The sequence below is a fragment of the Stenotrophomonas sp. STEN022 genome (genome assembly GCF_056760155.1).
Genome location: NZ_JBRREG010000085.1, coordinates 1 through 23,186, shown reverse-complemented (window position 1 = coordinate 23,186; position 23,186 = coordinate 1). Strand labels below are relative to the sequence as shown.

Below are 23,186 nucleotides of genomic sequence, written 5' to 3'. Positions count from 1 at the left end.
AAGCCACAGTTGTTGCCGAAGCAGCGGTAAACGCCATACCGGCCGAAGAGAATCTCCGGCGCGGATGCATTGTCAGCTTCGCGGCTTACGCCGCTCCCACAAAAGCTGCAACGCCTGCGCGGCCTGACGCTTACAGAATCCGGTAAACCCGCGCCTTCGGCAGGTCTTCGTCCACCTGCAGGAACCAGCGCCCGGCGATGCCCGGAATCACTTCGATTTCCGGCGACTGCAAGGCAGCGCGCAGGCGCATCTGGCCTTTGAGCACCTTCCATTGCTGGCCGTTCGCCAGCACGAACACCGTGCCCGGCTCCCAGCCTTCGACTGTTCCCTGCACGCTGCTATGCACCGGCCCTTCTTCCAGGCCGATCTGCATGGGTGCCGGTGTGGGCGTGGCGGCCGCTGGCGCTGGTGATGGTGCTGCTTCGCTGAGCATGCTGTTGAGCAGCTGCAGCTGCTGCGCACTCAAGCCGACCTGCTGCAGCTGTTCGGCGCTCAGGCGCTGCTCCAGCGGCAGGTAGTCGCGTTGCTGGCTCCAGGCCAGTGGGGTTGTCGACAACAGCATCGCGGCGAGCAGCAGACGGGTTTTCATTCTCAATGTCCTTCCGGCCGATGCCGGTTGAGGCGCACTTTGCTGCAGTTTGGTTGCAGTGGTGTTACATGAAGCAAAGCAAAAGCTTGCCCTCACCCCAACCCCTCTCCCGCAGGCGGGAGAGGGGCTTGTGCACTGCGAGCGCGAGCGATGCGAGCCCCTCTCCCGTTTACGGGAGAGGGGTTGGGGTGAGGGCAAGCTTCTAGCGCAATATCTCGACCCCAAACCTTCAGCAAAAGAAAAGGCCCGGCATAGCCGGGCCCTCCTTCGCTACATGACGCCAAAGCGTCAGTGCGTCTTACCAGCTGAAGCGCGGACCCACGGTCCACTGCTTGTCGCCGTCACCGGTCATCTTGATGTCGCCATTGATGCCCCAGTTCTGGTTCAACTTCACCTGGCCACCAAGACGGCCGTAGAAATCGCCGTCCGGGTTGAAGCCGTGCTTCTTGCTGAAGTCTTCGTAGCCAGCCATGGCATACACCTCGGCATGCTTGCCGAATGCGGTGCGGATGCCGGCTTCAGCGCTGTAGCCTTCGAAGTCCAGATCGATGTGCTTCGGGTCGAACTTTTCGTAAGCCACGCGAGCAACGAAATCGGTGGACGGTGCGATTTCCTTGTTGAAGCCAGCGCCAACGCGCCACTGGTCGATATCAAGGTTGGTACGCGAGATTTCCTGACGGGTGTATTCGCCAAACGCGTGGAAGTTCGGCAGGAACGCGTAGGAACCCTTTACACCCCAGCCTTCAGCCTTGCCGTCGGCCGAGGTCTTGGCGTAGTCGGCTTCTGCATAGTTGTAGGACAGGCCGTCAGCAGCCGAAGCGGCGAACGGGAGGGCGGCAACCAGCGCCAGGGCAATCAACGAAGTCTTCATGGGGTACTACCTCTGCATTACTGAGCTTGATGGCACGACAGCAAACAGCTGTCTGCGTCCGGATGTAAGTTTTCCGTTAGACGCCCCAACAAACCCTGAAACCAGCCACGCAATAAAACAGCGATTTTTGGCTTTTATTCAGCCTGTTTCTGGCACGCGCGCAGCGCGCGCACCTCGCATTCTGTTCATTTATGCAAATTCACGCTGCAATCAGCGCGTGCGTTTTCCGGTACCGATACCACCAAAGGTGGTCGGCAATGCTTCGCCATGCAGCGGCACGCCGGTTTCGATATCGCGCAGGATCGGGCAATCCGGGCGGTCATCGCCGGCACAGCAGTTGGCCAGCGCCTGCACGGTCTGCACCATGCCCTGCAGCTCGGCGATGCGCTGCTGCAGTATCTGCACATGCTCCAGCGCCATGCGCTTGACGTCGCCGCTGTGGCGCGAACGGTCGCGCCACAGCTCCAGCAGTTCGCCGATGCGCTCCACGCTGAAACCCATGTCACGCGAGCGCTTGATGAAACCCAGGGTGTGGATGTCACGCGGTGCGTACAGGCGATAACCCGCGTCGGTACGTGCCACCGGCCCGATCAGGCCGATGTCCTCGTAGTAGCGGATCATCTTGGCGGAGATGCCCGAGGCCTTGGCGGCCTGGCCGATGTTCATGCCCTCTTCCATCGTCATCACTCCTCAGGCTTCCATCTGCGGGGCGCGGAAGCGCTTCAGGCGCAGCGCATTGCCGAGTACGAACACCGATGACAGCGCCATCGCACCGGCCGCAAACACCGGCGACAACAGAATGCCCCAGACCGGATACAACACGCCGGCCGCGACCGGAATCAAGGCCGCGTTGTAGACGAAGGCCCAGAACAGGTTCTGGCGGATATTGCCCATCGTCGCCTTGCTCAGCGCGATGGCATTTGGCACACCCTGCAGGCTGCCGGACATCAACACCACATCGGCCGCCTCGATCGCCACATCGGTGCCGGTGCCGATCGCCAGACCGACGTCGGCTTCGGCCAAGGCGGGCGCGTCGTTGATGCCATCGCCGACATAGGCCAGGCGACCGTGCTCGGCCTTGAGCCGACGTACCGCATCGACCTTGCCTTCCGGCAGCACTTCGGCAACCACTTCATCGATGCCGAGCTGGCGCGCGATGGCTTCAGCGGTGCGACGGTTGTCGCCGGTGATCATCGCCACTTTCAGGCCCAGCGCATGCAGGCTGGCGATGGCAGCGCGGGTATCGGACTTGATCGGGTCGGAAACCGCAATGATCGCCGCCAGGCGGCCATCCAGCGCCGCGTACAGCGGGCTCTTGCCTTCTTCGCCAAGACGCTGTGCCTCGGCAGCGAATGCCGCCACATCCAGGCCGAGCTTGTGCATGAAACGATCAGCGCCCACTTCCACGCGCACGCCGTCCACAGTTGCACGCACGCCGTAACCGGTCACCGATTCGAAGGCATCCACGGCCGGCAGCCGCAGGTTTTCCTGCTGTGCGGCGGTGACGATGGCGCGGGCAATCGGATGTTCCGAGCGGTCTTCCACTGCCGCCACGCGCGCCAGCACCTCGCTGCGCTGGAAGCCATCGGCCAGCTGCAGGTCAGTCAACAGTGGACGGCCCTCGGTCAGGGTGCCGGTCTTGTCCACCGCCACTACCTGCGCTTCCTTCAACAGCTGCAGCGCCTCACCCTTGCGGAACAGCACGCCCAGCTCGGCGCCACGGCCGGTGCCGACCATGATCGAGGTTGGCGTGGCCAAACCCATCGCACACGGGCAGGCAATGATCAGCACCGCCACCGCATTGACCAGACCAAAGGTCAGCGCCGGTTCGGGGCCGAAGATCAGCCACACCGCGAAGGTCAGCAGCGCCAGGCCCATCACGATCGGCACGAACACCAGGGTGATGCGATCAACCAGCGCCTGGATCGGCAGCTTGGCGCTCTGCGCCTGTTCCACCAGACGAATGATCTGCGCCAGCACCGTTGCACCGCCGACGGCTGTGGCACGCACACCGAGCGCACCGGTCTGGTTGACGGTGCCACCTATGACGTTGCTGCCCGGCGCCTTTTGCACCGGCACCGGCTCGCCGCTGATCATCGATTCATCGACATAGCTGTCGCCGTCAACAACCTCACCATCCACCGCAATGCGCTCACCCGGGCGCACTTCAATCACGTCGCCGCTGTTGATCTGCTCCAGCGGCAACTCAACCACGCTGCCATCGCGACGCACACGCGCCGTCCTGGCCTGCAGCTTGAGCAGGCGCTTGATCGCCTCGGAGGTGCGGCCCTTGGCCTTGGCCTCCAGCACACGGCCGAGCAGGATCAGGGTGACGATGACCGCGGCAGCTTCGTAATAAACGTTGACGGTGCCAGGCGGCAGCAGCCTGGGCAGGAAGGTCGCCACCAGTGAGTAGCCATAGGCCGCCAACGTGCCTACCGCGACCAACGAGTTCATGTCCGGTGCGGCGCGCAGCAGCGCCGGGATGCCCTTCTGGTAGAAACGGCGGCCCGGGAACACCAGCACCAGCGTGGCCAGTACGAACTGCAGCAACCAGCTGTTCTGGGTGCCCAGCGTGCCAGCGATGAAGTGATGGAAGGCCGGGATCAGGTGCCCGCCCATTTCCAGCAGGAACACCGGCAGGCTCAGCGCTGCCGCTATCCACAGATCGCGGGTGAGCACGCGCAGGTCGTCGGCATGCCGTTGCGCCTGCTGCTCCTCGTTGCTGCCGGCACTGCCGATCACGCTGGCCGTGTAACCCGCCTTTTCGATCGCCGCCAACAACGCGGCCGGATCGGCTGTGCCCTGCACGCTGGCGCGCTCGGTGGCGAGATTGACGCTGGCCGACTGCACACCCGGCACCGCCTTCAGCGCGCGCTCGACGCGGCCCACGCAGGAAGCGCAGGTCATGCCTTCGATCAGCAGCTCCTGCGCGGCGGGAGCGGAAACCTCGTAGCCGGCCTTTTGTATGGCCTGCACCAGCGCCTCGCGCGGCACGCTGCCGTCGGTCTGCACGCTGGCGCGTTCAGTGGCCAGATTGACGCTGGCCTGGCTGACCCCGGGGATGGCCTTCAGCGCACGCTCTACCCGGCCTACGCAGGAGGCGCAGGTCATGCCTTCGATCATCAGATCTTCGGTGGCGGGACCGGCATTGTGCTTGCCCGGACTGGCGATGCTGCTCATCGGCACGTCTCCATTTCTATTGTTGGAGGCACCTTAAAGCTTCCAACGATGGGAGGGTCAAGCATTCTTTATCGCTTGACCTTGCCATGATGGCAAGCTGCAAGCTCACCGCACCCCAACGGAGAAACCCCATGAAATTGCATATCGAAGGTATGACCTGCGGCGGCTGCGCACGCAGCGTGACGGCCGCCATCAAGGATGTGGACCCAGCCGCCACGGTCGACATCGACCTGCCCGGCAGGAACGTGAAGATCGAGTCCAGCCAGCCGGTGGAAAGCTTCACCAAGGTGCTGGAGGAAGCGGGCTTCCCGGCGCAGTAAAGCGCCGCGTTCATGATTTGTGGTTTGTGGGAGCGGCATAAGCCGCGAAGCTGGTGGGCCTCCGGCGCATGGAATCGCTGGATCGCCATGGACCATCGGCTTCGCGGCTTACACCGCTCCCACAAAACCATCAGCCGCAGAATCCTCTCAGCGCGCGCGTTTCCACACTTCGCGCTCAACCCGGCGCTCGCCGTCCCAGCGCTCCAGCGTCCACACATCGCCCTCGAGTGTGTAGCGGAAGCTGTAGCTGCCGCCGTTCTCCAGCGGATACGAGGCCATCAACGGCGTTTCCACGTATTGACCGTCACTGCTGCGATACGTGCCTGAGCCGCCGGCCCAGAACTTGCCATCGCTGGTGGTGGTGAAGGCAAAACGGCCATCGGCCAGTATCTTGGTGCCGGCCAGCTTCTGGCTGGCGTAATCCACGACCGCCCCTTCCGGGTTGATGAACTCCCCCGATTGCAGTTGCCAGGCGCCTTGCAGGCCCTCGGCGCCGTGCGCGCTGGCAGCGCCCAGCATCAATACAGCGGTAGCGAAAGAACGCAGCAGCATAGGCAAGTCCTGATCGGGATGGGCCCGCATTGTGCGCATCGGCAGTGCCTGGACGCCAATACCGGTTCATTGGCAACCTTTGGCGGGGCGCTATCATTGCCGCATTACAGCAATCAACGGCGGCCACAACGTGCAGACCCTACTCACCCCGGTATCGATTGGCGAACTGATCGACAAGATCACCATCCTCGAGATCAAGGCCGAGCGCATCACGGATACCGCCAAGTTGGCCAACGTACGCACCGAGCTGCAGGGCCTGTGGCCGCTGTGGCTGTCGCAGCAGGAAGCGCGCCCGTCGCTGAGCGCGCTCAAGGACCAGCTCAAAGCGATCAACGAACGCATGTGGGAAATCCAAGACCGCCTGCGCGAGAAAGAAGCGGCGCAGGATTTTGGTGCCGAGTTCATCACCTTGGCGCGCGGCGTGTACGGCACCAACGGCGAGCGCATCGTGGTGAAGAATGAGATCAACCGCGTTGCCGGTTCGGCACTGGTTGAAGAGAAGCAGTACCAGGGCGAGTAAGCCACTGAGCCCCCTCCCTTCCGCGCAGCGAAGGGAGGGTTGGGGAGGGGTGCTCTCAGCGGCAACCGCAAAGCCTCAAGCAAAAGCCAACCCCCTCCCAACCTCCCCCTTGGCTACGCCAAAGGGGAGGAGCCAAGCGCTCCCGGCCACAGCCATACCCCCTCCCTTGCATGAAGTGCAGGGGAGGGTTGGGGAGGAGTGCTCTTCGCAACAACCTCAAAGCTTCAACCAAAAGCCAACCCCCTCCCAGCCTCCCCCTTGGCTGCGCCAAAGGGGAGGGGCAAAGCCAGCCCCGCTGCAGGCTTGGCGCAAAACGCTTAGAACGCTATCTGCGCCCACAAGCCAGCTTCATGGCTTTCCAGCGACTTCTTCGCCGTTTCCTGCTTCAGCTGCTTGGCCACCGCTGCCAGCCGCAGGTGCTTGTTCGGTTTCCATTCCACACCGACCAGGTGGTAACGCTCGCGGGTGCGCGGATCGATGTCCAGGCTCATCCGGGTTTCTTCATGGCGGGTGAGCAGCGCGTACTGCGGGCTCAGCTGGTAACTACCCCACACCGACCAGCCACGCTGGTCATCGCTGCCCGGCTTGACCACCCGGGCCCAGTCCTCGGCACGGAAGTACTGCGCGCCGATCCGGCCGCGTTCGCCCACCCAGCTGGCCATCGCATTCCAGCGCTGCGCGGTATGCTCGCGCGGCCGGTCGCCCGCATCCAGCGCACGGGTACCGCGATAGCCGCCCACGGCCAGTTCAACGCCCTTGGCCGGGGCCCAGCCCACCCGCGCCTCGATATCCGGGCGCTTGCCCAGACGCGGTTTCTGGTAACCGCCACCGGTGACCACCGAGGCGGCATAGGTGAAATCACCACGGGTGTACTGGCCGTGCACGCCGTAGTCGGCTGCATTGCCCATCTTGCTGCGGGTGATCAAGGCACCATCGACATAGCGGTAACCATCACGTGCCGACTCCTGCTGGATCCACGGCAGCGGCGCATTGCCCAGCCGCAGCCAGTTGCCCTTGCCGAAGCTGCGCTGCAGGTAGGCATGGCGCAGCCACACGTCGGTGGGATCGCTGTTACGCAGCCACTGCACATCGGTGGTGACCTGCGCCGTCCAATGCTGGCTGAAGCGGTGATCGACGGTGATGAAAGTGCGCTTCAGATCCAGCGCCAGGCCTTCATCGTCCGTGGTCACGCCATCACGATCCAGCTGGCTGGCGTTGACGAAAATCTGCGCCGACACCTTGGTGGCCGGCGCTGCATCCTGGGCCCAGGCCACGGCCGGCAGGCAGAGCGCCGCCAGCGCGGCGGCCAGTGCACTACGGGAAACAAACTGCATCACTACTCTCCTGGTGCCAGCCAACGCTGGCGGTATGCGATCTTTCCGATATGTCATCAGCCTGCGGCGTTCCTGCGTGGCAAGCGGGGAAGCCGACGACTTCGCCCGGCGCACGCGGTTCGCCCAACCTCCCTGCGCTCACGGCGGCTGCTGACGCACAAGCAATGGCGCGACCTGATGAGCGAAGGATGCCTTCTGCCGCGTGCGGCAGCTTGCCGACGCCGCCATCGAACGAGCCGTCTCCCCATAACGGCAGCGATGGGCATTCATTGAACCCTCTCTTGCCGCCCTGCCCGCTTTGGCCACAACAGCCGAAGAGGCATGCTGTTGCCGGCCTCTTCGGCTGGCAACGCCATCCAGCGTAGCCCGCAAAACCACTCTGCCAAGCCCGTTCATGTTCCCTGCCTTGCCCGAAGCAAGGCCATTGTCGGCAAGCCAACGCCAGCCGACCCTGATCAATATCAATGCCGCGGGCGGTCCGTCGCAGATCAGCTATGCGTCAGGCCGCATAACCGCGCTTCCGCTGCATGCGGCTTCGGCACCCAACGAAGTTTTTGCAGGGCCGAAACATTGCCCGGCGCAGAATCGATCTTGCTTATAACCGCTGTTCCACCGAAGGCGGCCCCACGCCGCCCACCACCCTGCGAGGCCCAGCATGTCTTATGTAGATGGTTTCCTGGCCGCCGTACCGCTGGCCAACAAAGCCAGGTTCATCGAACACGCACATATCGCCGATGCCCTGTTCATCGAATTCGGCGCCTTGCGGGTGACCGAATGCTGGTCCGACGATGTACCGCACGGAACCCTGACCGACTTCTACCGCGCCGTGCAGGCCAAGGACGACGAAGCCGTGGTGTTCTCGTGGATCGAGTGGCCGGACAAGGCGACCCGCGACATCGGCATGCGCAAGATGATGGAAGACCCACGCATGGACCCGGCCACCAATCCGATGCCGTTCGACGGAAAGCGGCTGGTTTACGGCGGCTTCCTGCCGGTGCTGCATCTGGGCGAATAAGCGGCTGCGCAGAATGCGGAGCTCGGTAGCCCGGGTAAGCGCGCACGCCCGGGGGCTATACACGGAAGACCGGCAAGCATCCGTGGACTTCATTCCCCGGGCGCGCTGCGCTTACCCGGGCTTCTAAATTGCTGCGCGATTGCAGGAGGATGAGCGCCGCTGACCGCGCGGTCAGCGGTCAGCGCCCACCACCCAGTACGAGGAGCATTACCAACAGGCCGACCACAGCTCCCAGCACCGCGAAGAAAATCTTCCACGCGCTGTATGGCCGCTCACCTGCCAATTGCCCCGTATAGCCGTTGGCCAGCACCTGGTAGCTGCGCGCGCCATAGGTGTAACTGACCAACCAAACCGGCACCAGGATATGCTTGAAGGTGCGCCTGCTGTAATCGGCCTGCACCCGCAGGTTGCGCTGGGTGTCACCGGGCACTTGCTCGGAACACAGGCGATGTGTCTGCGCTTGCATCTGTTCCTCACCCTGCTCCGCGGCCTGGCGCAGATCAACCTGATAGCGCTCGACCGTCCAGCCACGCACGAACTCGGGCGAATACGGCTTCAGGTCACTGGTGGTCGGGAATCGCCCGATCTTGGCCAGCAGTTCCGGATGCACGCCTACCGTACCCGGCACCAGTTCGTCATCGAAGAAATGCTGCAGCGAGCCGGATGCGGATTCCCAGCGTATGCGCCGCTCCTGCCGGGTCTGGGTATTGCCCTTTGAATCGCGGTAGCTGACGCTGACGTAGTAGTAATACCCCGCCTCGGCGGTCCAACGCGCGGCTACCTGTGCATCGAACGTCCAGTACGGCAGGTACATGCCCTTCAAGGTGTCGGTCAGCGCCGCGCGCTTGAGCTTGCTCGGTGCGAACCAGCGTGTCCCGTACCACAAGCGAATGCTGTCACGTACCTGGCCATCACTGATCTGGAACGGCAGCACGCTCTGCGGGGTGATCGCATCGCCCAATGACTCATGGGCAATGATCGAGGGCGAACCACAGAACTCGCAGCGGTCGGCCACCTTGCCATCGACGAACACCGATATCGCATGGCAGCTCTGGCATTGCACCTCGCGCGGGTGCGCGCCGTAGCCACGCTGCTCTGCCGGAGTGGCTGCCATGCTCTGCAACATGCCGACTACCCCGCCCTGCTGCAATGGCGGGAGCGGTGGCGGGAGCGCTTCTTCATCCTGCAGTCGTTGCAAGGCCGCCAGAAGGTCCTGCTCGACCACGCCAGCACTGCCATCGCCCACGCCCATGGCCGCCTCCGACAGCGGCACGATGGTGCCGCAGTAGGGACAGGCCAGGGCTTGCTTGCCGGCATTCCATTGCAGATCCCCGCCGCATTCCGGGCAGGGATGTTTGCCAACTGTTGCGTTGTTCATCAGCCGCGCAGGAACTCTTCCAGTGCCGAGCGGGCAATGCGGGTGGCATTGCCGATTTTGCGTGCCTTCAAGTCACCGGCAGCAATCGAGGCCATCACGTCCTCGACCGATACCGACAAGGCCTGCGCGGCCTGCTCGGGGGTGAGCACGTCCAGCGCCACGGCATCACCGGCAGCAGGCAACGGCGGTGGCACCGCCGCGCCCGGCACCACTGGCGCACCCGTCTGCATGTTGCGCATCATTTCCTGCGCCATGCCGAAGCCCATCGCCATCTGTGCCGGCACTGCAGCCGCGGCGGCACCTTCGCCACCCTCGCCCATGCCATGGCCCATCTGGTACTTCACGTAATCGTTGAGGTTGCCGATCACGCCCATGCTGGAGCGCTTGTCGATGGCCTGCTCCACTTCCGGCGGCACCGATACGTTTTCCAGGATGAAGCTGGTGATCTCGATGCCGTACTTGTCGGTCATCGCCGGGTTGATGATCGGCAGCAAGGCTTCGCCCAGCTCGGAGTAGCGCGAGGCCACGTCCAATGCCGGCACGCCGGCCTTGGCCAGCGCCTCGGTGAACACGCTGACGATGCGCGAACGCATGGTGTCGGCGAACTCATCTAGGCGGAAATTCTGGTCGGTCCCGGCCACTTCCTTGAGGAACTTCGGCGGGTCGACGATGCGGAAATCGTAGGTACCAAACGCGCGCAGGCGGACCACGCCGAAATCGGCGTCGCGCATCATCACCGGATTGGAAGTGCCCCACTTGTTGCCGGTGAACAGGCGCGTATTGAGGTAGTAGACATCGCATTTGAACGGCGATTCAAAGCCGTACTTCCAGCCCAGGATGGTCGACAGCACCGGGATGTTCTGGGTGCTCAGCGTGTGCTTGCCCGGGCCGAACAGATCGGCGTACTGGCCGGCGGCGACGAACTGCACCATCTGCGACTCACGCACGATCAGCTGCGCGCCGTTCTTGATCTGGCGATCCTCGTCCGGCCAGCGGTAGGACAGCGTGTCACGCGAATCATCGGTCCACTCGATGATCTCGATCAGTTCCTTTCTGATGAAATCCAGAATGCTCATGCTCAGTCCTTGGTCGGCAAGGCTGTGATTCTACGGCGGGAATGTTAAGAACGCGCGTGACGCCGTGCAGACATGCCGTGGCGCAGCATGGTCGCAACTTCTGCAACTGCGGGAACGCCATGCGTGTTCTGACCCTGTTGTTGACGAGCCTGTTCGGGCTGGCCTTGGCAGTGGGCGGCGGCTGGTTGCTTATCCTGCAGGGCAGCCCGTTCTACCTGCTCAGCGGGCTGCTGCTGTTGGCCGTGGCCTGGGGCCTGTGGCGGCACCGGCGCTGGCCGACCTGGCTGTACGCCGGCTGGTTGCTGGTGCTGCTGGGCTGGTCGCTGTGGGAAGCCGGCCTGTACTGGTGGCCGCTGGCCACCCGCGTTGGCCTGCCCGCCCTGCTCGGCCTGCTGATGGCTCTGCCCGCCTCACGCCGTTCCAGCCCGCGCGGCTACACCGGCCCGGCGGGCTGGCCGGTGCTGCTGGCCTCGCTGGGCGTGGCCGCGGTTGCCTTCGCCGGCATCCCGCGGCATCTGCATGAGATCGATGGCCGCCTGCCGATGGATATCGTCAACGCCACACCGGCCCTGGGCGACAGCGCGCAGCCGGAAGGCGAATGGCAGGCTTACGGCCGCAGCGGCCATGGCCAGCGCTACTCACCGCTGACGCAGATCACCCCGGCCAATGTCGGCCAGCTGCAGCTGGCCTGGCAGATGCAGACCGGCGACGTGCGCCTGCCGCAGGACGTGGGCGAGACCACCTACGAAGTCACCCCACTCAAGATCGGCAACACCTTGTATCTGTGCACACCACACAGTCTGGCGTTCGCGCTGGATGCCGACAGCGGCAAAGTGCTGTGGAAGTTTGATCCGGGTGCCGGCATGGAACCGCAGCGCCAGCATCAGACCTGCCGCGGGCTGTCGTACTTCACCGAAGCCGCCGCAAACTCCGCCATGCCCACAACAAGCGCAGCAACCGGCGTGCACACCTGCAGCAGCCGCGTATTCCTGCCCAGCGCCGATGCCAAGCTGCATGCGCTGGACGCACAGACTGGCGAGCACTGCAGCAACTTCGGCAACAACGGTGTGCTCGACCTGCTGCACAACATGCCGTTCAAACAAGCCGGTTACTACTATTCGACCTCGCCGCCGCTGATAGCGGGCGGCAAGGTCATCGTCGCCGGTGCGGTCAACGACGACTATGCGATCAACTCGCCTTCCGGTGTGATCCGCGCCTACGACGTGCACAGCGGCCAGCTGCTGTGGAACTGGGATTCGGGCAATCCCGCCCATACCGCGCCGCTGGACCCGAACAACCCCAACCAGGTCTATACGCCCAGCTCCCCCAACAGCTGGTCGGTGGCCAGCGCCGATGAAGCACTGGGCCTGGCTTACTTCCCGATGGGCAACCGCACCCCGGACCAGCTCGGCATGTACCGCAGCCCGGCCGAAGAAACCTATGCGTCATCGGTAGTGGCATTGGATATCGCCAGTGGCCAGGTGCGCTGGGTGCAGCAGTTCGTGCACCACGATCTCTGGGACATGGACACCCCGGCGCAACCGGTACTGCTGGACCTGGACCTGCCGCAAGGCCGCGTCCCAGCGCTGGTGCAACCGACCAAACAAGGTGATGTCTACGTGCTGGACCGCCGCGACGGCAAGCCCCTGCTACCGATCAGCCAACGCACCGCACCGCAGTACGTGGACATTCCCGGTCAATTCGCCGCGCCCACGCAACCTGCGTCCGCGCTGAGCTTCGAGCCCAAACCGCTGCGCGAAGCCGATATGTGGGGCGCGAGCCTGATCGATCAGATGCTGTGCCGCATCCAGTACCGGCAGCTGCGCTACGAAGGCCGCTACACGCCGCCGACGCTGCAGGGCAGCCTGATCTATCCCGGCAACTTCGGCACCTTCAACTGGGGCAGCGTGGCGGTGGACCCGCAGCGGCAGGTGATGTTCGGTATGCCTACCTACCTGGCCTTTGTCTCCAAGCTGGTGCCAAAGCATGAGACCAGCGGCCGCGCGATGAACAAGGGCGAGCATGGCTTGAATGAGAACAAGGGCGCCGACTATGCGGTGGAAATGACACCCTTCATGTCGCCCATTGGTGTCCCCTGCCAAGTGCCGCCATGGGGCACGGTTGCCGCTGCCGATCTGCGCACCGGCAAGATCGCCTACCAGCACCGCAACGGCACCATCCGCGATCTGTCACCACTGCCCTTGCCCATACACATCGGCGTGCCCGGCATTGGCGGACCGATCCTGACAGCAAGCGGCGTGGCCTTCATGAGCGCGGCCACCGACGACAACTTCCGCGCCTACGACCTGGCCAGCGGCAAGGTGCTGTGGGATGTGCGTATTCCGGCCGGCGGCCAGGCCACGCCGATGACTTACCTCAACAGCCAGGGCGAGCAGATGGTGCTGCTGGTGGCAGGTGGTCATGGTTCGACCGGGACCAAGGCTGGCGACTATGTGTTGGCGTACAAGTTGAAGAAGTAGGCGTATCTGCGACTGAAGCAGGAGCAGAAGCACCCCTCCCCAACCCTCCCCTGCGCATTGCGCAAAGGAGGGGGAAGATGGTGCGGCGCTGAAGCTGTTGCTCGTGCTCCCTCCCTTTGCCGAAGGCAAGGGGAGGGTTGGGGAGGGGTGCCTTTCGCAAAGACCCCAATCAGCCCAGATCAATCCGCGGCACGTCGTACCACACCGCATCCGGGAACCGCTTCAACACCCAGTCGCGAATGAAGCCGCGACTATCCGCTGCAATCACTTCATCACTGCTGTCATCACGGCTGTTCCAGGCCACTCCATGCAAGGCGATTCCACGCGCCGCCAGCGCTTCCAATGAAAGCAAGGTGTGGTTGATCGAACCCAGCCGCCCGGAGGTCACCAGCAGCACCGGCCAGCCCTTCTCCGCAACGTAATCAATCGTCAGCAGCAGCTCGGTCAGCGGCACCATCAAACCACCGGCGCCCTCGACCAGAACGGTCTCATAGCGCTCGCACAAACGCGCTGTAGCCGCTTCGATAGCTGCAAGATCCAGCGCCCGATGCTCCAAACGCGCAGCCAGATGCGGCGACGCCGGATAGGCGAACAGCGCCGGCATCGTAGTGCCGTCACGGTCTTCTTCAAACAATCCGGTGCCCATGATGCGCCGGTGCAACAGGATGTCATCGGACGCACCCACACAACCGGTCTGCACCAGCTTCTGGGTGATCACATCCTCGCCCTGTGCCGCCCATTGCTGCGCGAGCCAGCCGGTCACAACCGTCTTGCCAATCTCGGTATCGATGCCACTGACAAATACGACCTTGCCGTTCATGCGCGCATATCCTCTTCCTGCAGGCTGGCCACCAGCGCGACCATGCCATCGCACAGCTGCTGCAGCTGTGCATCTTCGATTACAAACGGCGGCATCACATAGACCAGCCGGCCAAACGGCCGTATCCAGATGCCGTGATCCAGCATCCGTTGCTGGATGCGTTCCAGACGCACCGACGTCTTCAGTTCGATCACGCCGATGGCCCCAAGCACGCGCACATCGGCCACCTGCTGCAGGGCACGCGCGGGTGCCAGACTCTCTTCAAGACGACGCTCGATCACCGCCACCCTGCCCCGCCAATCCTGCGACAGCAGCAGTTGCACCGAGGCCAGCGCCACCGCGCAGGCCAGCGGATTGGCCATGAACGTTGGGCCGTGCATGAACACGCCCGGCTCAGCGCTCGCGATCACATCGGCGATTTCGCGTGTGCACAGCGTGGCGGCCAAGGTCATGTAACCGCCGGTCAATGCCTTGCCGATACAAAGGATGTCGGGACTGATGCCGGCGTGCTCGCAGGCAAACAGGCAACCGCTGCGACCAAAGCCGGTGGCGATTTCATCGCAGATCAGCAGCACGTCGTGCTCACGGCACAGTCGAGCCAGCTCGCGCAGGTACTGCGGATGGTAGAAACGCATGCCCCCCGCGCCCTGCACCACCGGCTCGATGATGAAAGCAGCCAACTCATCGGCACTTTCAGCGAACAGTTGCACAAGCGGCGCGATATCGGCTGGGTTCCAGTCCTCGCCGAAGCGCGTCTGTGGCGCGGGCACGAAACGTCGTGTCGGCAGCGAGGTGCCGAACAAACCGTGCATGCCAGTAACCGGATCGCATACCGACATCGCGTTCCAGGTATCACCGTGATAACCCGAACGCGTTGTGGCGATATTGCTTTTGCCCGGCTTGCCGCGTGCTACCTGGTACTGGATCGCCATCTTCAGTGCCACTTCCACCGACACCGAACCGGAGTCGGCATAGAAGATCGCATCCAGCCCCCTGGGCACGATCTGCAGCAGCTGCTTGCCCAACGCGATGGCTGGCTCGTGGGTGAGCCCGCCGAACATCACGTGCGACATGCGGCCCAGCTGGTCGACTACCGCCTGGTTCAGTTGCGGATGGTTGTAACCATGAATGGCGCACCACCACGAGGCCATACCGTCGATCAGCCGGGTACCATCTTCCAGCTGCAACAGCACGCCATCGGCGCGGGCAACCTTGAGCACCGGCACCAGGCTGCCCAGGGCGCTGTAGGGGTGCCACAGGTGTTCACGGTCGAATTGATCAATCAGCATCGTTCAGTACAGCTCACGCCGCGGGAAGGCGGCTTGCAGGGGGCGTACCTTACCGCTTGCGCGGCTGGCCTGCATGCATCAGCGGCAACGGATCGAAGGGGCCGTCACCGCCGTAGATGCCGTAGTGCAGATGCGGCGGCGTACCGCGCGCATTGCCGCTGTCACCCACGAAGCCCAGCACATCGCCGGCCTGCACGATGCGTCCGTAGGCCAATCCCGGCACCCAGTCCTGCAGATGCGCATAGTAGTGCCGCTGCCCGGCCGGCCCGATCACCCATACCTGGCGCCCGCCCAGGCCACTGTCGCGCACCGCCGCAACCACGCCCTGGGTGGCGGCGACAACCGGCGTGCCGCGTTTGGCAAAGATGTCCACACCGTGGTGCTTGCGGTCGCGGCCGCGTGGCGCACCAAAGGTATCGGCGATCTGCCGCGGCTTGATGCCCTGCACGGGTACGACGATCACGGTTGGTGCCGGCAAGCGTGAAAGCTTCCAGCCTTCGCGGGCGACAACCGCGAACGGTTGCTGCCATGCCCATAGACCGGCTAGCGCCAGCACGGTCAGCACAGCTGCGCGCCACAACCAGCGCCTTGGATTATTTTGTGGATCGTTCACCAGTTCCCTCTGTTCAATTGCAGCTTGGTTGGCGCAGAAACTAGCAGCAAATCAAGCGCCGATTCCATTGCACGACCGCACCGTTCTGCTGCCGTTCCGGCACTTCTCATTCGCTTCACAATCACTCCATCCGGCACACACACGCGCGGCGTATTCCTGTTGCTGTCCGGACTTCCGCCAGTCAACGCCATGCACAAATTACGCGTCCTGCTGATCAATCCTCCGCATACCGCGATCGGCAGCCGAATCCCGCGCGAACACCTGCCACCGCTTGGCTTGTTGAGCATCGGCGGCCCACTGCTGGATGCCGGTCATGAGGTACGCCTGCTGGATGCGGATATCGGACCAATGCCCTTCGACAGGATGCTGCGCGAGACGGCCGGATATGCACCGGATGTGGTGATGATGGGTCACTCCGGCTCCAGCTCGGCACACCCGACCGTCGTCCGCATCGCCACCGCGCTCAAGCAGCAGCTGCCCAGCCTGTGGATCGTCTACGGCGGCGTGTTCCCGACCTATCACTGGCAGGACATCCTGCTGCAGTGCCCTGCCATCGACTGCATAGTCCGTGGCGAGGGCGAGCACACCGTCGTGCAGTTGATGCATGCCCGTGCGATGGCCAGCGATCTAAGCCGGGTTGCTGGCATCGCGCTGCGGGTGGACAAGCTGCCGGTGGCAACCGCCGACGCTGTGATGATCACCGAGCTGGATCAGCAGCGCATAGGCTGGGAACTGATCGACCATGATCACTACTCTTACTGGGGCGGGCGCAAGGCGGTTGTGGTGCAGTTTTCGCGCGGCTGCCCTTATCTGTGCAGCTACTGTGGGCAACGCGGCTTCTGGACCCGCTGGCGGCATCGCGACCCGGTGCAGCTTGCAGCTGAGCTGGCACGGCTGCACCGCGAACACGGCGTGCAGGTAATCAACTTCGCCGATGAACTCCCAACCGGCTCACGGCGCGCGTGGAAGCGCTTTCTGGAAGCACTGATTGCCGAAGATGTCGGCTTGACCCTGGTGGGCTCGACCCGTGCAGGTGACATCGTGCGCGACGCCGACATCCTGCATCTGTACAAGCAGGCCGGCGTCATCCGCTTCCTGCTTGGGATAGAGAGCTACGAAGCGGCTACGCTGGCGAAGATCCGCAAGGGTGCGGACATCGACGAGGATCGCCGCGCCATCCAGCTGCTGCGCCAGCACGGCATCCTGTCGATGGCGACCTATGTGGTGGGCTTCGAGCAGGAGACCGACCGCGACTACTGGAACAGCCTGCGTCACCTGCTGCACTACGACCCGGACCAGATCCAGCTGTTGTATGTCACCCCACACCGCTGGACGCCTTACTTCAATGATGTGGCCGAGCGGCGGATCATCGACAGCGACCAGCGAAATTGGGACTACAAGCATCAGGTACTGGAAACACAGGGTGTGCCGCCGTGGCGGGTATTCCTGTGGTTCAAGGTGATCGAGGCAGTGATGCAACTGCGGCCAAAAGCACTTTGGCGTGTGCTGATGCACCCCGACCCGGAAGTACGCTACGGCATGCGCTGGTATACGCGCATGGGCCGCCGGGTATGGCCGCATGAGGTGCTCGGTTTCCTGCGCAATGTGCTGCGCATGCGTCCGAGCGTTACGGTGGCGGATTTCTGGGGCGGGCAGGCGCAGCTTCCCGAAGAGGCACTGGCGAAACCACAGCCGATAAAGCGGGCCCCCATCGCGCTTCAGATTGTCAGTACCGAAGCGATAGCAGCTAAAGCCACTCGCGACTGACGCCGCTCCCACGGGGACACCACGCCCTTGCAGGAACGACGTCAGTCTCTAAGCGCGCACACAAACAGGTCACAGGACAACTGGTGGTCAACGATTCCCGGCTTCGCGGCTTACGCCGCTCCCACAAAACTGTGCGCTGTCAGAACGATGCCTGCACCGCGGCCTCCCAACGGGTTCCAGCTGTCTTCTCACCAAACAGATCACGTGCGTTTCCATCGGTGAAATGCCCACTAAGGCGCAACTCGACCGGCGCTGCCACTGACCAGATGGCATTGACCTGGCCATGCACATAGCCACCGCCAACCGCGTCCTGCAGCTGATACCAACCGGCCGTGGCCTCCAGCCGCAACTGCGGTGACAGCGGCAGGCGTGCGCCGAGCTGGCTGTACAAACCATCCTGCGTGGTGCCCAGCGCCTCCGGCGACCAACCCAGCGACAGCCAGTAGTTCTCCTTCCAGGTCAGCGTAGTGTTGAGCTCGGTCCAGTTCAGGTCGACCGTCGTGGCCGGGTAACGGTAATGCAGGAGGTTGGCATCCAGTGACCAGTCGTCGGCCAGCTTGCCGTTCCAGCCAACAATGAAGTCCAGCTCGCTGCTTGCATGCGTCTCTGGTGCGAACTCGACGCTGGAGCCGGACACGGCCGCATACACACCGTTGTCGCCGGCTACACGGAATCCCGCCTGCACGGCGGCATCGCCCTGACTTTGGGTGGAGCCACGCCAGACATAGTCGCTGGTCAGGGCGGCGCTGCCGCTGGTGTCGATGGCCAATGCATCCGCGCTGGCGGTGAGTGCGATGAAGGCAGCGAAGTACAACGAAGAACGTGAGCGTTTCATGGGATTTCCGGAAGCGGCCGCGCGAGCTGCGCGGCGATGCGGAATTGTTCACGCTGCTTCCATAAACCGACGATGGCGACGCCACAAGGTCCGCATCAAATCTGCGTAAAACCTGTCTCTCTGCTGCAGAAGATCAGTTCTGCCGCGTGAAAACCTGTGGCGTCGCGCCCGCCGGCATCGGTTCGGCGAAGGCCGGCTTGATCTCCATCGGCCCCCAGTCGCTCTCACAATGGGTGAACTGCCATTGGCTGGGTTTGAAGCGTGCGGCTGCGCCATCCGGCTCACCGGTCGTGAACTCGGCCTGGATGTCATAGTCGATCAACGGTGTATTGAACCAAGCGACCTCACCGGCCTTGCAGTCGATGAACGGACGCGAAGGATCGACCACCCAGTCACCGCTGTCCGGATCGGAGTGATAGACCGGGCTGATGCGCTGATCGGCAGTCAAGCGCATGCGCCCGGGAGATGTTTCCAGGACATCAACCCACAGACCCGCCAGCTGCACTGGCTCGGGGAACTGCAGTGCATCCAGGCCACGCAATCCCAATGGCCGTTGCGGCTCGCCGTTGTCGAAGACATCGCGGCGATTGACCAGCGTTCCCTTGGGGACAGTGAACTCGCCATACTGAAAATCACGGTCCAGCACGAACTGTGCACGGCTGCCGCGCTTCCAGCTCTCGATGGCGAACTCGCGCTTGAACTCGGTGGTCTTGTAGATCAGCACCCCTACCCAGGCCGCCACCAGCACTACAAACGCGGTGCACAGGCGCACCTTCCAGTTGAAGAACGCGCCCCAGCCGCCCTGACCGTGGCGATGGAAGTACCAGGCCCGCACAAGCAAACCAATCGCCACCAAGCCGCCCAGCAGCGGCAACACGAACACCATCAGCAGGAACGGCCAGGAGATCAATGGTCCGGGAATCATCACGCAGGCAACAGAGGGGGAGCGCTTCACATCCTACCCCTTCAGCATGTCGGCGCATGCAGACGCGGCATGAGAACCAAACCAATCCGCATCAGCCAACGGCCAATGAGCCGATCCGGACTCATGTACAGCACGGGAAACGGGGCAAAATAGCCTCCCCTGAATCCAACAACCGTCATGAAGTCCAGCAGCAAGCCCCTGCACCCACTCCGCAGCTGGTTGAGCATCGAGCGCAACCAGACCAGCCACGGAGAAAAGTGGATTTCCGCACTGGGCGCGCTGATCGGCATCACGGTGGTCTACCAGCTCACCCATTGGTGCTTCCCCGCAGGCTTCAACCACGCAGGCGGCGCGATCATGCTGGCCTCGATGGGGGCGAGCGCGGTACTGGTGTTTGCCGTGCCACATGGTGCCTTGTCGCAGCCGTGGGCGGTGATTGCCGGTCATCTGGTATCCGCCTTCATCGGCGTCAGCTGCCAGCTGATGTTCCCCGATCAAGCCTGGACGGGCGCACTCGCGGTCGGCCTGGCCGTCGGTGCGATGCACTACCTGCGCTGCATCCATCCACCCGGCGGCGCCACTGCGCTGGCCGCGGTGATTGGCGGTAGCGACGTGCACGCATTGGGCTACAACTACCTGCTCACCCCGGTGGCAATCAACGTCGCCGCCATCCTGTTGGCCGGCATCGCGTTCAACGCCTGCTTCGCCTGGCGCCGCTACCCGGTGCAGCTGCATCGTCGTCGCCAGCAGGCCATAGCCGTGCCCTCGGCACAGCGCCATGTCGACTTGACCCAGGAAGACTTTCACGCGGCCATTGGCCAGCTCAACTCCTTCGTCGATATCACCGACGAAAGCCTCACCGAGCTGCTGGAGCTTGCCAAGCAGAATGCGGAGCGTGATGCGCTGCACCCGGACCTGATCGAACCCGGCCGCTGTTACAGCAATGGCCGCCTGGGTCGCGCCTGGAGCGTGCGACGGGTATCGGTAACACCAGCGCTTTCCGGTCCTTCTGCTGATCGCCTGGTATTTGCCGTGGTGGCGGGCGATGGCATTGGCGACATTGGTCATGCAACCGCTGCGGAGTTGCGGCAATGGGCCCGCTTCGAGGTGTCTCTGCATGAAGGTGGGCGCTGGGCAAAGCTCGGTAGCCGCTGATCCTGCAACCCGGCTGAAAGCACGCGCCGTCCGGCATTACAGCGAAAGCAACGCCAGTACGGCGCCAAACAGGCTGATCGGCACCCGGCAGGCGAGCGACTCATGCACACCGAACCAATTGCAGGCCACCCAGCCAAAGGGCATCAACAACAGGCCCAGGATCAGTGCATCGGCGATCCAGTTCCAGTGGTTCCCGCGCACCAGCTGCAGCACTGCATCAACGAAGAATCCCACCAGCATCAGCAATGCAACAGCGCCCAACAGCAGGGCGATGCCCAAGCCGGTATCACCGCGATGCTGCTGGGTGGACGCATGCGCGGCGGCGATGCGCGCGTACAACAGCAGCGCCAGCAAGGGCGTGACGAACGCGACAATGCGGATCACAGGCGACCACGGGTAACGCGACCACCAGGCGCGCTGCGGGCCGTCAATCACGATCGGGCGCGCCCAGGGGGAACAGGTGACGGTAGCCGCGCGCTTCATCCACCGCTCGCGCGAAGGATGGCCGCTGCAGCAGGCGTTGCCGGTAATCCAGCAGCAGTGGGTATGCATCGCTGATGCGGTGTGTCCAGTCGGCGTAGAACAACGCAGGCGCCGCGGCACAATCGGCCATCGAGAAGACCTCACCACAGGCCCATCGGCGGCCCGGCAATTGGCTTTCCAACCAGGCATAGGCAAGCTCCAGCTTCTGCACGCTGAAGGCGCGGGCTTCGTCGCGCTTGCCATCGTCGCCACTGAGCGCGCCGTTCACTGCATGCTGCACCGGGCTCATCACATGCAGGTCGAAGAAGCGATCATGAAAGCGCACGTCCAGCGCCTGGATTGGTTCTTCGGGCAGCAATCGCACTGCGCCGCGGTGTTTCAGCTGGAGGTATTCGATGATGATGCTGGTTTCCACGACACTGCGCTCGCCGTCGAGCAGCAGCGGAAACTTGCCCAGCGGCCAATGCTGCAGCCACTGCCCGATGTGTTCAGGCGTGTCGGGGCCGAGCTGGCGAAACTCGAAGTCGATGGCGTTCTCGTAAAGCGCAATCAGCACCTTCTGCGTATATGAGGAGAATGGATGGCCGTAGAGCACAAGCGACATGACGAAGTCTCCGTGATTGGAACCACAGCGGAATACGCTGCTGCCAGGGCGGGCTGTTCATTGCATGAAGGCCGCTTCATCCGCCAGCGTCCGTACCAGCGCTCATCGCCAGCCCACAATCGCTGCCAGCTGGTCGCCCGCTGAAGCGTTCGGCGATCCAGGCAATGGCGCGATCCGCCGAGGCGATTGCCGTGGTGGCATGGCCGGTATCTGGCAGACGCAGGTAGTTCACCGCTGCGCCGCGCTTGCAGCTCTGCTCGAAGAAGCGCCAGGTGACCGGCGTCGCGACCAGGCCGTCAGCGTCGGATTGCACCAGCAACAGCGGCGCCGAACCGGCAGCCAACGCCGTGATCGAATTGCGTGCCATCAAGCCATCCCAGGGCGCACGACCGCCCAGATCCAGGCTGCCGAGGCGCGCGCGCAAGCGCAACAAACGCACCAGTGCCGCGGCCGAGAACGGATCGCCTTCGCAGCCGCTGGTGGCTCGCTCGATCACGCCGCGGGTTGTTGCATTGGCAATGGTGGACAGATCGGCGCCGTAGACCCTGGACCAGCTGCGCGCGGTGAACGCGGTCAACAGGCCGCGAACCGTGGTATCGGCATGCTGCATGTTGGCTGCCAGATCCGTAGGCGGCGACACTGCAACCACGCCCTGCAACTGCAGGTCGGGCGCATAGCTGCGTGCGCGTTGCGCGCTGAACAGCGCCGCGTGCCCGCCCTGCGAATGCCCCCAGACCGCGAAGCTGCGGCTTGCACCGGCGGCTGGCAGCGCCGTCGCAGCGCGCACCGAGTCCAGCACCGCTGCCGCGGCGGCGTCGCCCGCCAGGTAGGCATGCGGACCGCGCGTGCCGAGTCCCGGGTAGTCACTGGCGACCACCACCCATCCCCGCGCCAGCATGTCGGCCAGCCCCGGGATCTGGTCCAGGCTACGAATCGGCGTGCACGCCGAATCGATGCCCACGGTGCCGTGCGCCCATGCCACGATGTCGCGCCCTTGAACCGGGCTTGGCCCGTCAGGCGCAACCAGCACGCCGGTGGATTGGGTGGGATCGCCATCGACATCGGTAGTCTCGTAGCGGATACGCCAGGCCTTGGCGCCAGCGGGAGCGCCGTCGGTGGCAACCGCCTCCAGCAGCTTGCCGGGCGCGGCCAACCCAGGCGCGCAACCGGAGTACAGCAAGGTAGCCAGCAACAGCCAGCGTGTCACCGCGTTTCGCATGCGTTCCAGTCCCTGGCTGCCCGATTGCGCTGATGCTAGCTCAATGCAGCGACTGTGGGAGCGGGGGGGGGGGGGGGGGGCGCCCCCCGCCCCCGGGGGCGGGGGGGGGGGGGGGGGGGGGGGGGGGGGGGGGGGGGGGCGCGGCGGCCCGCCGCCCC

Annotated in this window: 22 protein-coding genes; 6 read left to right on the top strand and 16 right to left on the bottom strand. The window is 63.9% G+C overall.

All coding sequences use genetic code 11. From position 1 onward, the window contains the following. Positions 1–130 precede the first annotated feature (130 nt). The 4 genes from ACVOMF_RS16290 to ACVOMF_RS16275 form a co-directional block, all read right to left on the bottom strand. Complete coding sequence (locus ACVOMF_RS16290) at positions 131–589, bottom strand: hypothetical protein (protein WP_481510197.1); 459 nt, start codon at positions 587–589, stop codon at positions 131–133. Between the two features lie 298 nt (positions 590–887). Then, on the bottom strand, positions 888–1,460 hold the full coding sequence (locus ACVOMF_RS16285) for an OmpO family porin (protein WP_481510196.1): 573 nt from the start codon (positions 1,458–1,460) through the stop codon (positions 888–890). 210 nt (positions 1,461–1,670) lie between these two features. Continuing rightward, on the bottom strand, positions 1,671–2,144 hold the full coding sequence (cueR, locus tag ACVOMF_RS16280) for a Cu(I)-responsive transcriptional regulator (protein WP_481510195.1): 474 nt from the start codon (positions 2,142–2,144) through the stop codon (positions 1,671–1,673). Positions 2,145–2,150: 6 nt separating this feature from the next. After that, positions 2,151–4,643 carry a heavy metal translocating P-type ATPase gene (locus tag ACVOMF_RS16275; protein WP_481510194.1) on the bottom strand — a complete coding sequence of 831 codons (2,493 nt, stop codon included), beginning with the start codon at positions 4,641–4,643 and terminating at the stop codon, positions 2,151–2,153. Positions 4,644–4,774: 131 nt separating this feature from the next. On the opposite strand from ACVOMF_RS16275, the gene ACVOMF_RS16270 reads away from it, so the two are divergent. Then, positions 4,775–4,963 (top strand): heavy-metal-associated domain-containing protein, encoded by a 189-nt coding sequence (locus ACVOMF_RS16270; protein ID WP_481510193.1) that lies wholly within the window; start codon positions 4,775–4,777, stop codon positions 4,961–4,963. Positions 4,964–5,110: 147 nt separating this feature from the next. On the opposite strand, the gene ACVOMF_RS16265 is transcribed toward ACVOMF_RS16270, so the two are convergent. Further along, on the bottom strand, positions 5,111–5,515 hold the full coding sequence (locus ACVOMF_RS16265) for a hypothetical protein (protein ID WP_481510192.1): 405 nt from the start codon (positions 5,513–5,515) through the stop codon (positions 5,111–5,113). Between the two features lie 130 nt (positions 5,516–5,645). On the opposite strand from ACVOMF_RS16265, the gene ACVOMF_RS16260 reads away from it, so the two are divergent. Then, positions 5,646–6,035, top strand: coding sequence for a DUF6165 family protein (locus tag ACVOMF_RS16260; protein WP_296246945.1), 390 nt, complete (start codon positions 5,646–5,648; stop codon positions 6,033–6,035). A gap of 317 nt (positions 6,036–6,352) precedes the next feature. On the opposite strand, the gene ACVOMF_RS16255 is transcribed toward ACVOMF_RS16260, so the two are convergent. Next, positions 6,353–7,369, bottom strand: coding sequence for a hypothetical protein (locus tag ACVOMF_RS16255; protein WP_481510191.1), 1,017 nt, complete (start codon positions 7,367–7,369; stop codon positions 6,353–6,355). A gap of 655 nt (positions 7,370–8,024) precedes the next feature. On the opposite strand from ACVOMF_RS16255, the gene ACVOMF_RS16250 reads away from it, so the two are divergent. Beyond that, complete coding sequence (locus ACVOMF_RS16250; protein WP_481510190.1) at positions 8,025–8,384, top strand: DUF1428 domain-containing protein; 360 nt, start codon at positions 8,025–8,027, stop codon at positions 8,382–8,384. Between the two features lie 178 nt (positions 8,385–8,562). Here the strand turns inward: ACVOMF_RS16250 and ACVOMF_RS16245 are convergent, their stop codons facing one another. Together ACVOMF_RS16245 and ACVOMF_RS16240 are read right to left on the bottom strand one after the other, a co-directional pair. After that, the gene (locus tag ACVOMF_RS16245; protein ID WP_481510189.1) at positions 8,563–9,762 is read right to left on the bottom strand and encodes a TFIIB-type zinc ribbon-containing protein; all 1,200 of its coding nucleotides are present in this window, start codon (positions 9,760–9,762) and stop codon (positions 8,563–8,565) included. Beyond that, complete coding sequence (locus ACVOMF_RS16240) at positions 9,762–10,838, bottom strand: SPFH domain-containing protein (RefSeq protein WP_481510188.1); 1,077 nt, start codon at positions 10,836–10,838, stop codon at positions 9,762–9,764. The genes ACVOMF_RS16245 and ACVOMF_RS16240 overlap by 1 nt, the downstream gene beginning before the upstream one ends. 119 nt (positions 10,839–10,957) lie before the next feature. Here ACVOMF_RS16240 and ACVOMF_RS16235 point away from each other — a divergent pair, with 119 nt between their 5' ends. After that, positions 10,958–13,318, top strand: a complete 2,361-nt coding sequence (locus ACVOMF_RS16235) for a membrane-bound PQQ-dependent dehydrogenase, glucose/quinate/shikimate family (RefSeq protein WP_481510187.1) — start codon at positions 10,958–10,960, stop codon at positions 13,316–13,318. Between the two features lie 169 nt (positions 13,319–13,487). Here ACVOMF_RS16235 and bioD read toward each other — a convergent pair whose 3' ends face one another. The 3 genes from bioD to ACVOMF_RS16220 are packed head-to-tail and all read right to left on the bottom strand — an operon-like array spanning position 13,488 to position 16,043. Further along, positions 13,488–14,138 (bottom strand): dethiobiotin synthase, encoded by a 651-nt coding sequence (gene bioD / locus ACVOMF_RS16230; protein ID WP_481510186.1) that lies wholly within the window; start codon positions 14,136–14,138, stop codon positions 13,488–13,490. Then, positions 14,135–15,427, bottom strand: coding sequence for an adenosylmethionine--8-amino-7-oxononanoate transaminase (gene bioA, locus ACVOMF_RS16225; protein WP_481510185.1), 1,293 nt, complete (start codon positions 15,425–15,427; stop codon positions 14,135–14,137). The genes bioD and bioA overlap by 4 nt, the downstream gene beginning before the upstream one ends. A gap of 49 nt (positions 15,428–15,476) precedes the next feature. Beyond that, positions 15,477–16,043, bottom strand: a complete 567-nt coding sequence (locus ACVOMF_RS16220; RefSeq protein ID WP_481510198.1) for a M23 family metallopeptidase — start codon at positions 16,041–16,043, stop codon at positions 15,477–15,479. A 186-nt stretch (positions 16,044–16,229) separates the two neighbouring features. On the opposite strand from ACVOMF_RS16220, the gene bchE reads away from it, so the two are divergent. Further along, the gene (bchE, locus tag ACVOMF_RS16215; RefSeq protein WP_481510184.1) at positions 16,230–17,807 is read left to right on the top strand and encodes a magnesium-protoporphyrin IX monomethyl ester anaerobic oxidative cyclase; all 1,578 of its coding nucleotides are present in this window, start codon (positions 16,230–16,232) and stop codon (positions 17,805–17,807) included. A gap of 139 nt (positions 17,808–17,946) precedes the next feature. Here the strand turns inward: bchE and ACVOMF_RS16210 are convergent, their stop codons facing one another. After that, a complete protein-coding gene (locus tag ACVOMF_RS16210) occupies positions 17,947–18,642 on the bottom strand; it encodes a TorF family putative porin (RefSeq protein WP_481510183.1) in 696 nt (231 codons plus the stop codon). A gap of 133 nt (positions 18,643–18,775) precedes the next feature. After that, a complete protein-coding gene (locus ACVOMF_RS16205) occupies positions 18,776–19,597 on the bottom strand; it encodes a hypothetical protein (RefSeq protein ID WP_481510182.1) in 822 nt (273 codons plus the stop codon). 147 nt (positions 19,598–19,744) lie between these two features. On the opposite strand from ACVOMF_RS16205, the gene ACVOMF_RS16200 reads away from it, so the two are divergent. Further along, positions 19,745–20,722, top strand: a complete 978-nt coding sequence (locus ACVOMF_RS16200; RefSeq protein ID WP_481510181.1) for an HPP family protein — start codon at positions 19,745–19,747, stop codon at positions 20,720–20,722. A gap of 36 nt (positions 20,723–20,758) precedes the next feature. Here the strand turns inward: ACVOMF_RS16200 and ACVOMF_RS16195 are convergent, their stop codons facing one another. From ACVOMF_RS16195 to ACVOMF_RS16185, 3 genes are all read right to left on the bottom strand, one after another. Further along, positions 20,759–21,157 carry a hypothetical protein gene (locus ACVOMF_RS16195; protein ID WP_481510180.1) on the bottom strand — a complete coding sequence of 133 codons (399 nt, stop codon included), beginning with the start codon at positions 21,155–21,157 and terminating at the stop codon, positions 20,759–20,761. Further along, the gene (locus tag ACVOMF_RS16190; protein ID WP_481510179.1) at positions 21,150–21,809 is read right to left on the bottom strand and encodes a glutathione S-transferase family protein; all 660 of its coding nucleotides are present in this window, start codon (positions 21,807–21,809) and stop codon (positions 21,150–21,152) included. The genes ACVOMF_RS16195 and ACVOMF_RS16190 overlap by 8 nt, the downstream gene beginning before the upstream one ends. A gap of 76 nt (positions 21,810–21,885) precedes the next feature. After that, positions 21,886–23,028 (bottom strand): alpha/beta fold hydrolase, encoded by a 1,143-nt coding sequence (locus ACVOMF_RS16185; RefSeq protein WP_481510178.1) that lies wholly within the window; start codon positions 23,026–23,028, stop codon positions 21,886–21,888. Positions 23,029–23,186: the final 158 nt, after the last annotated feature.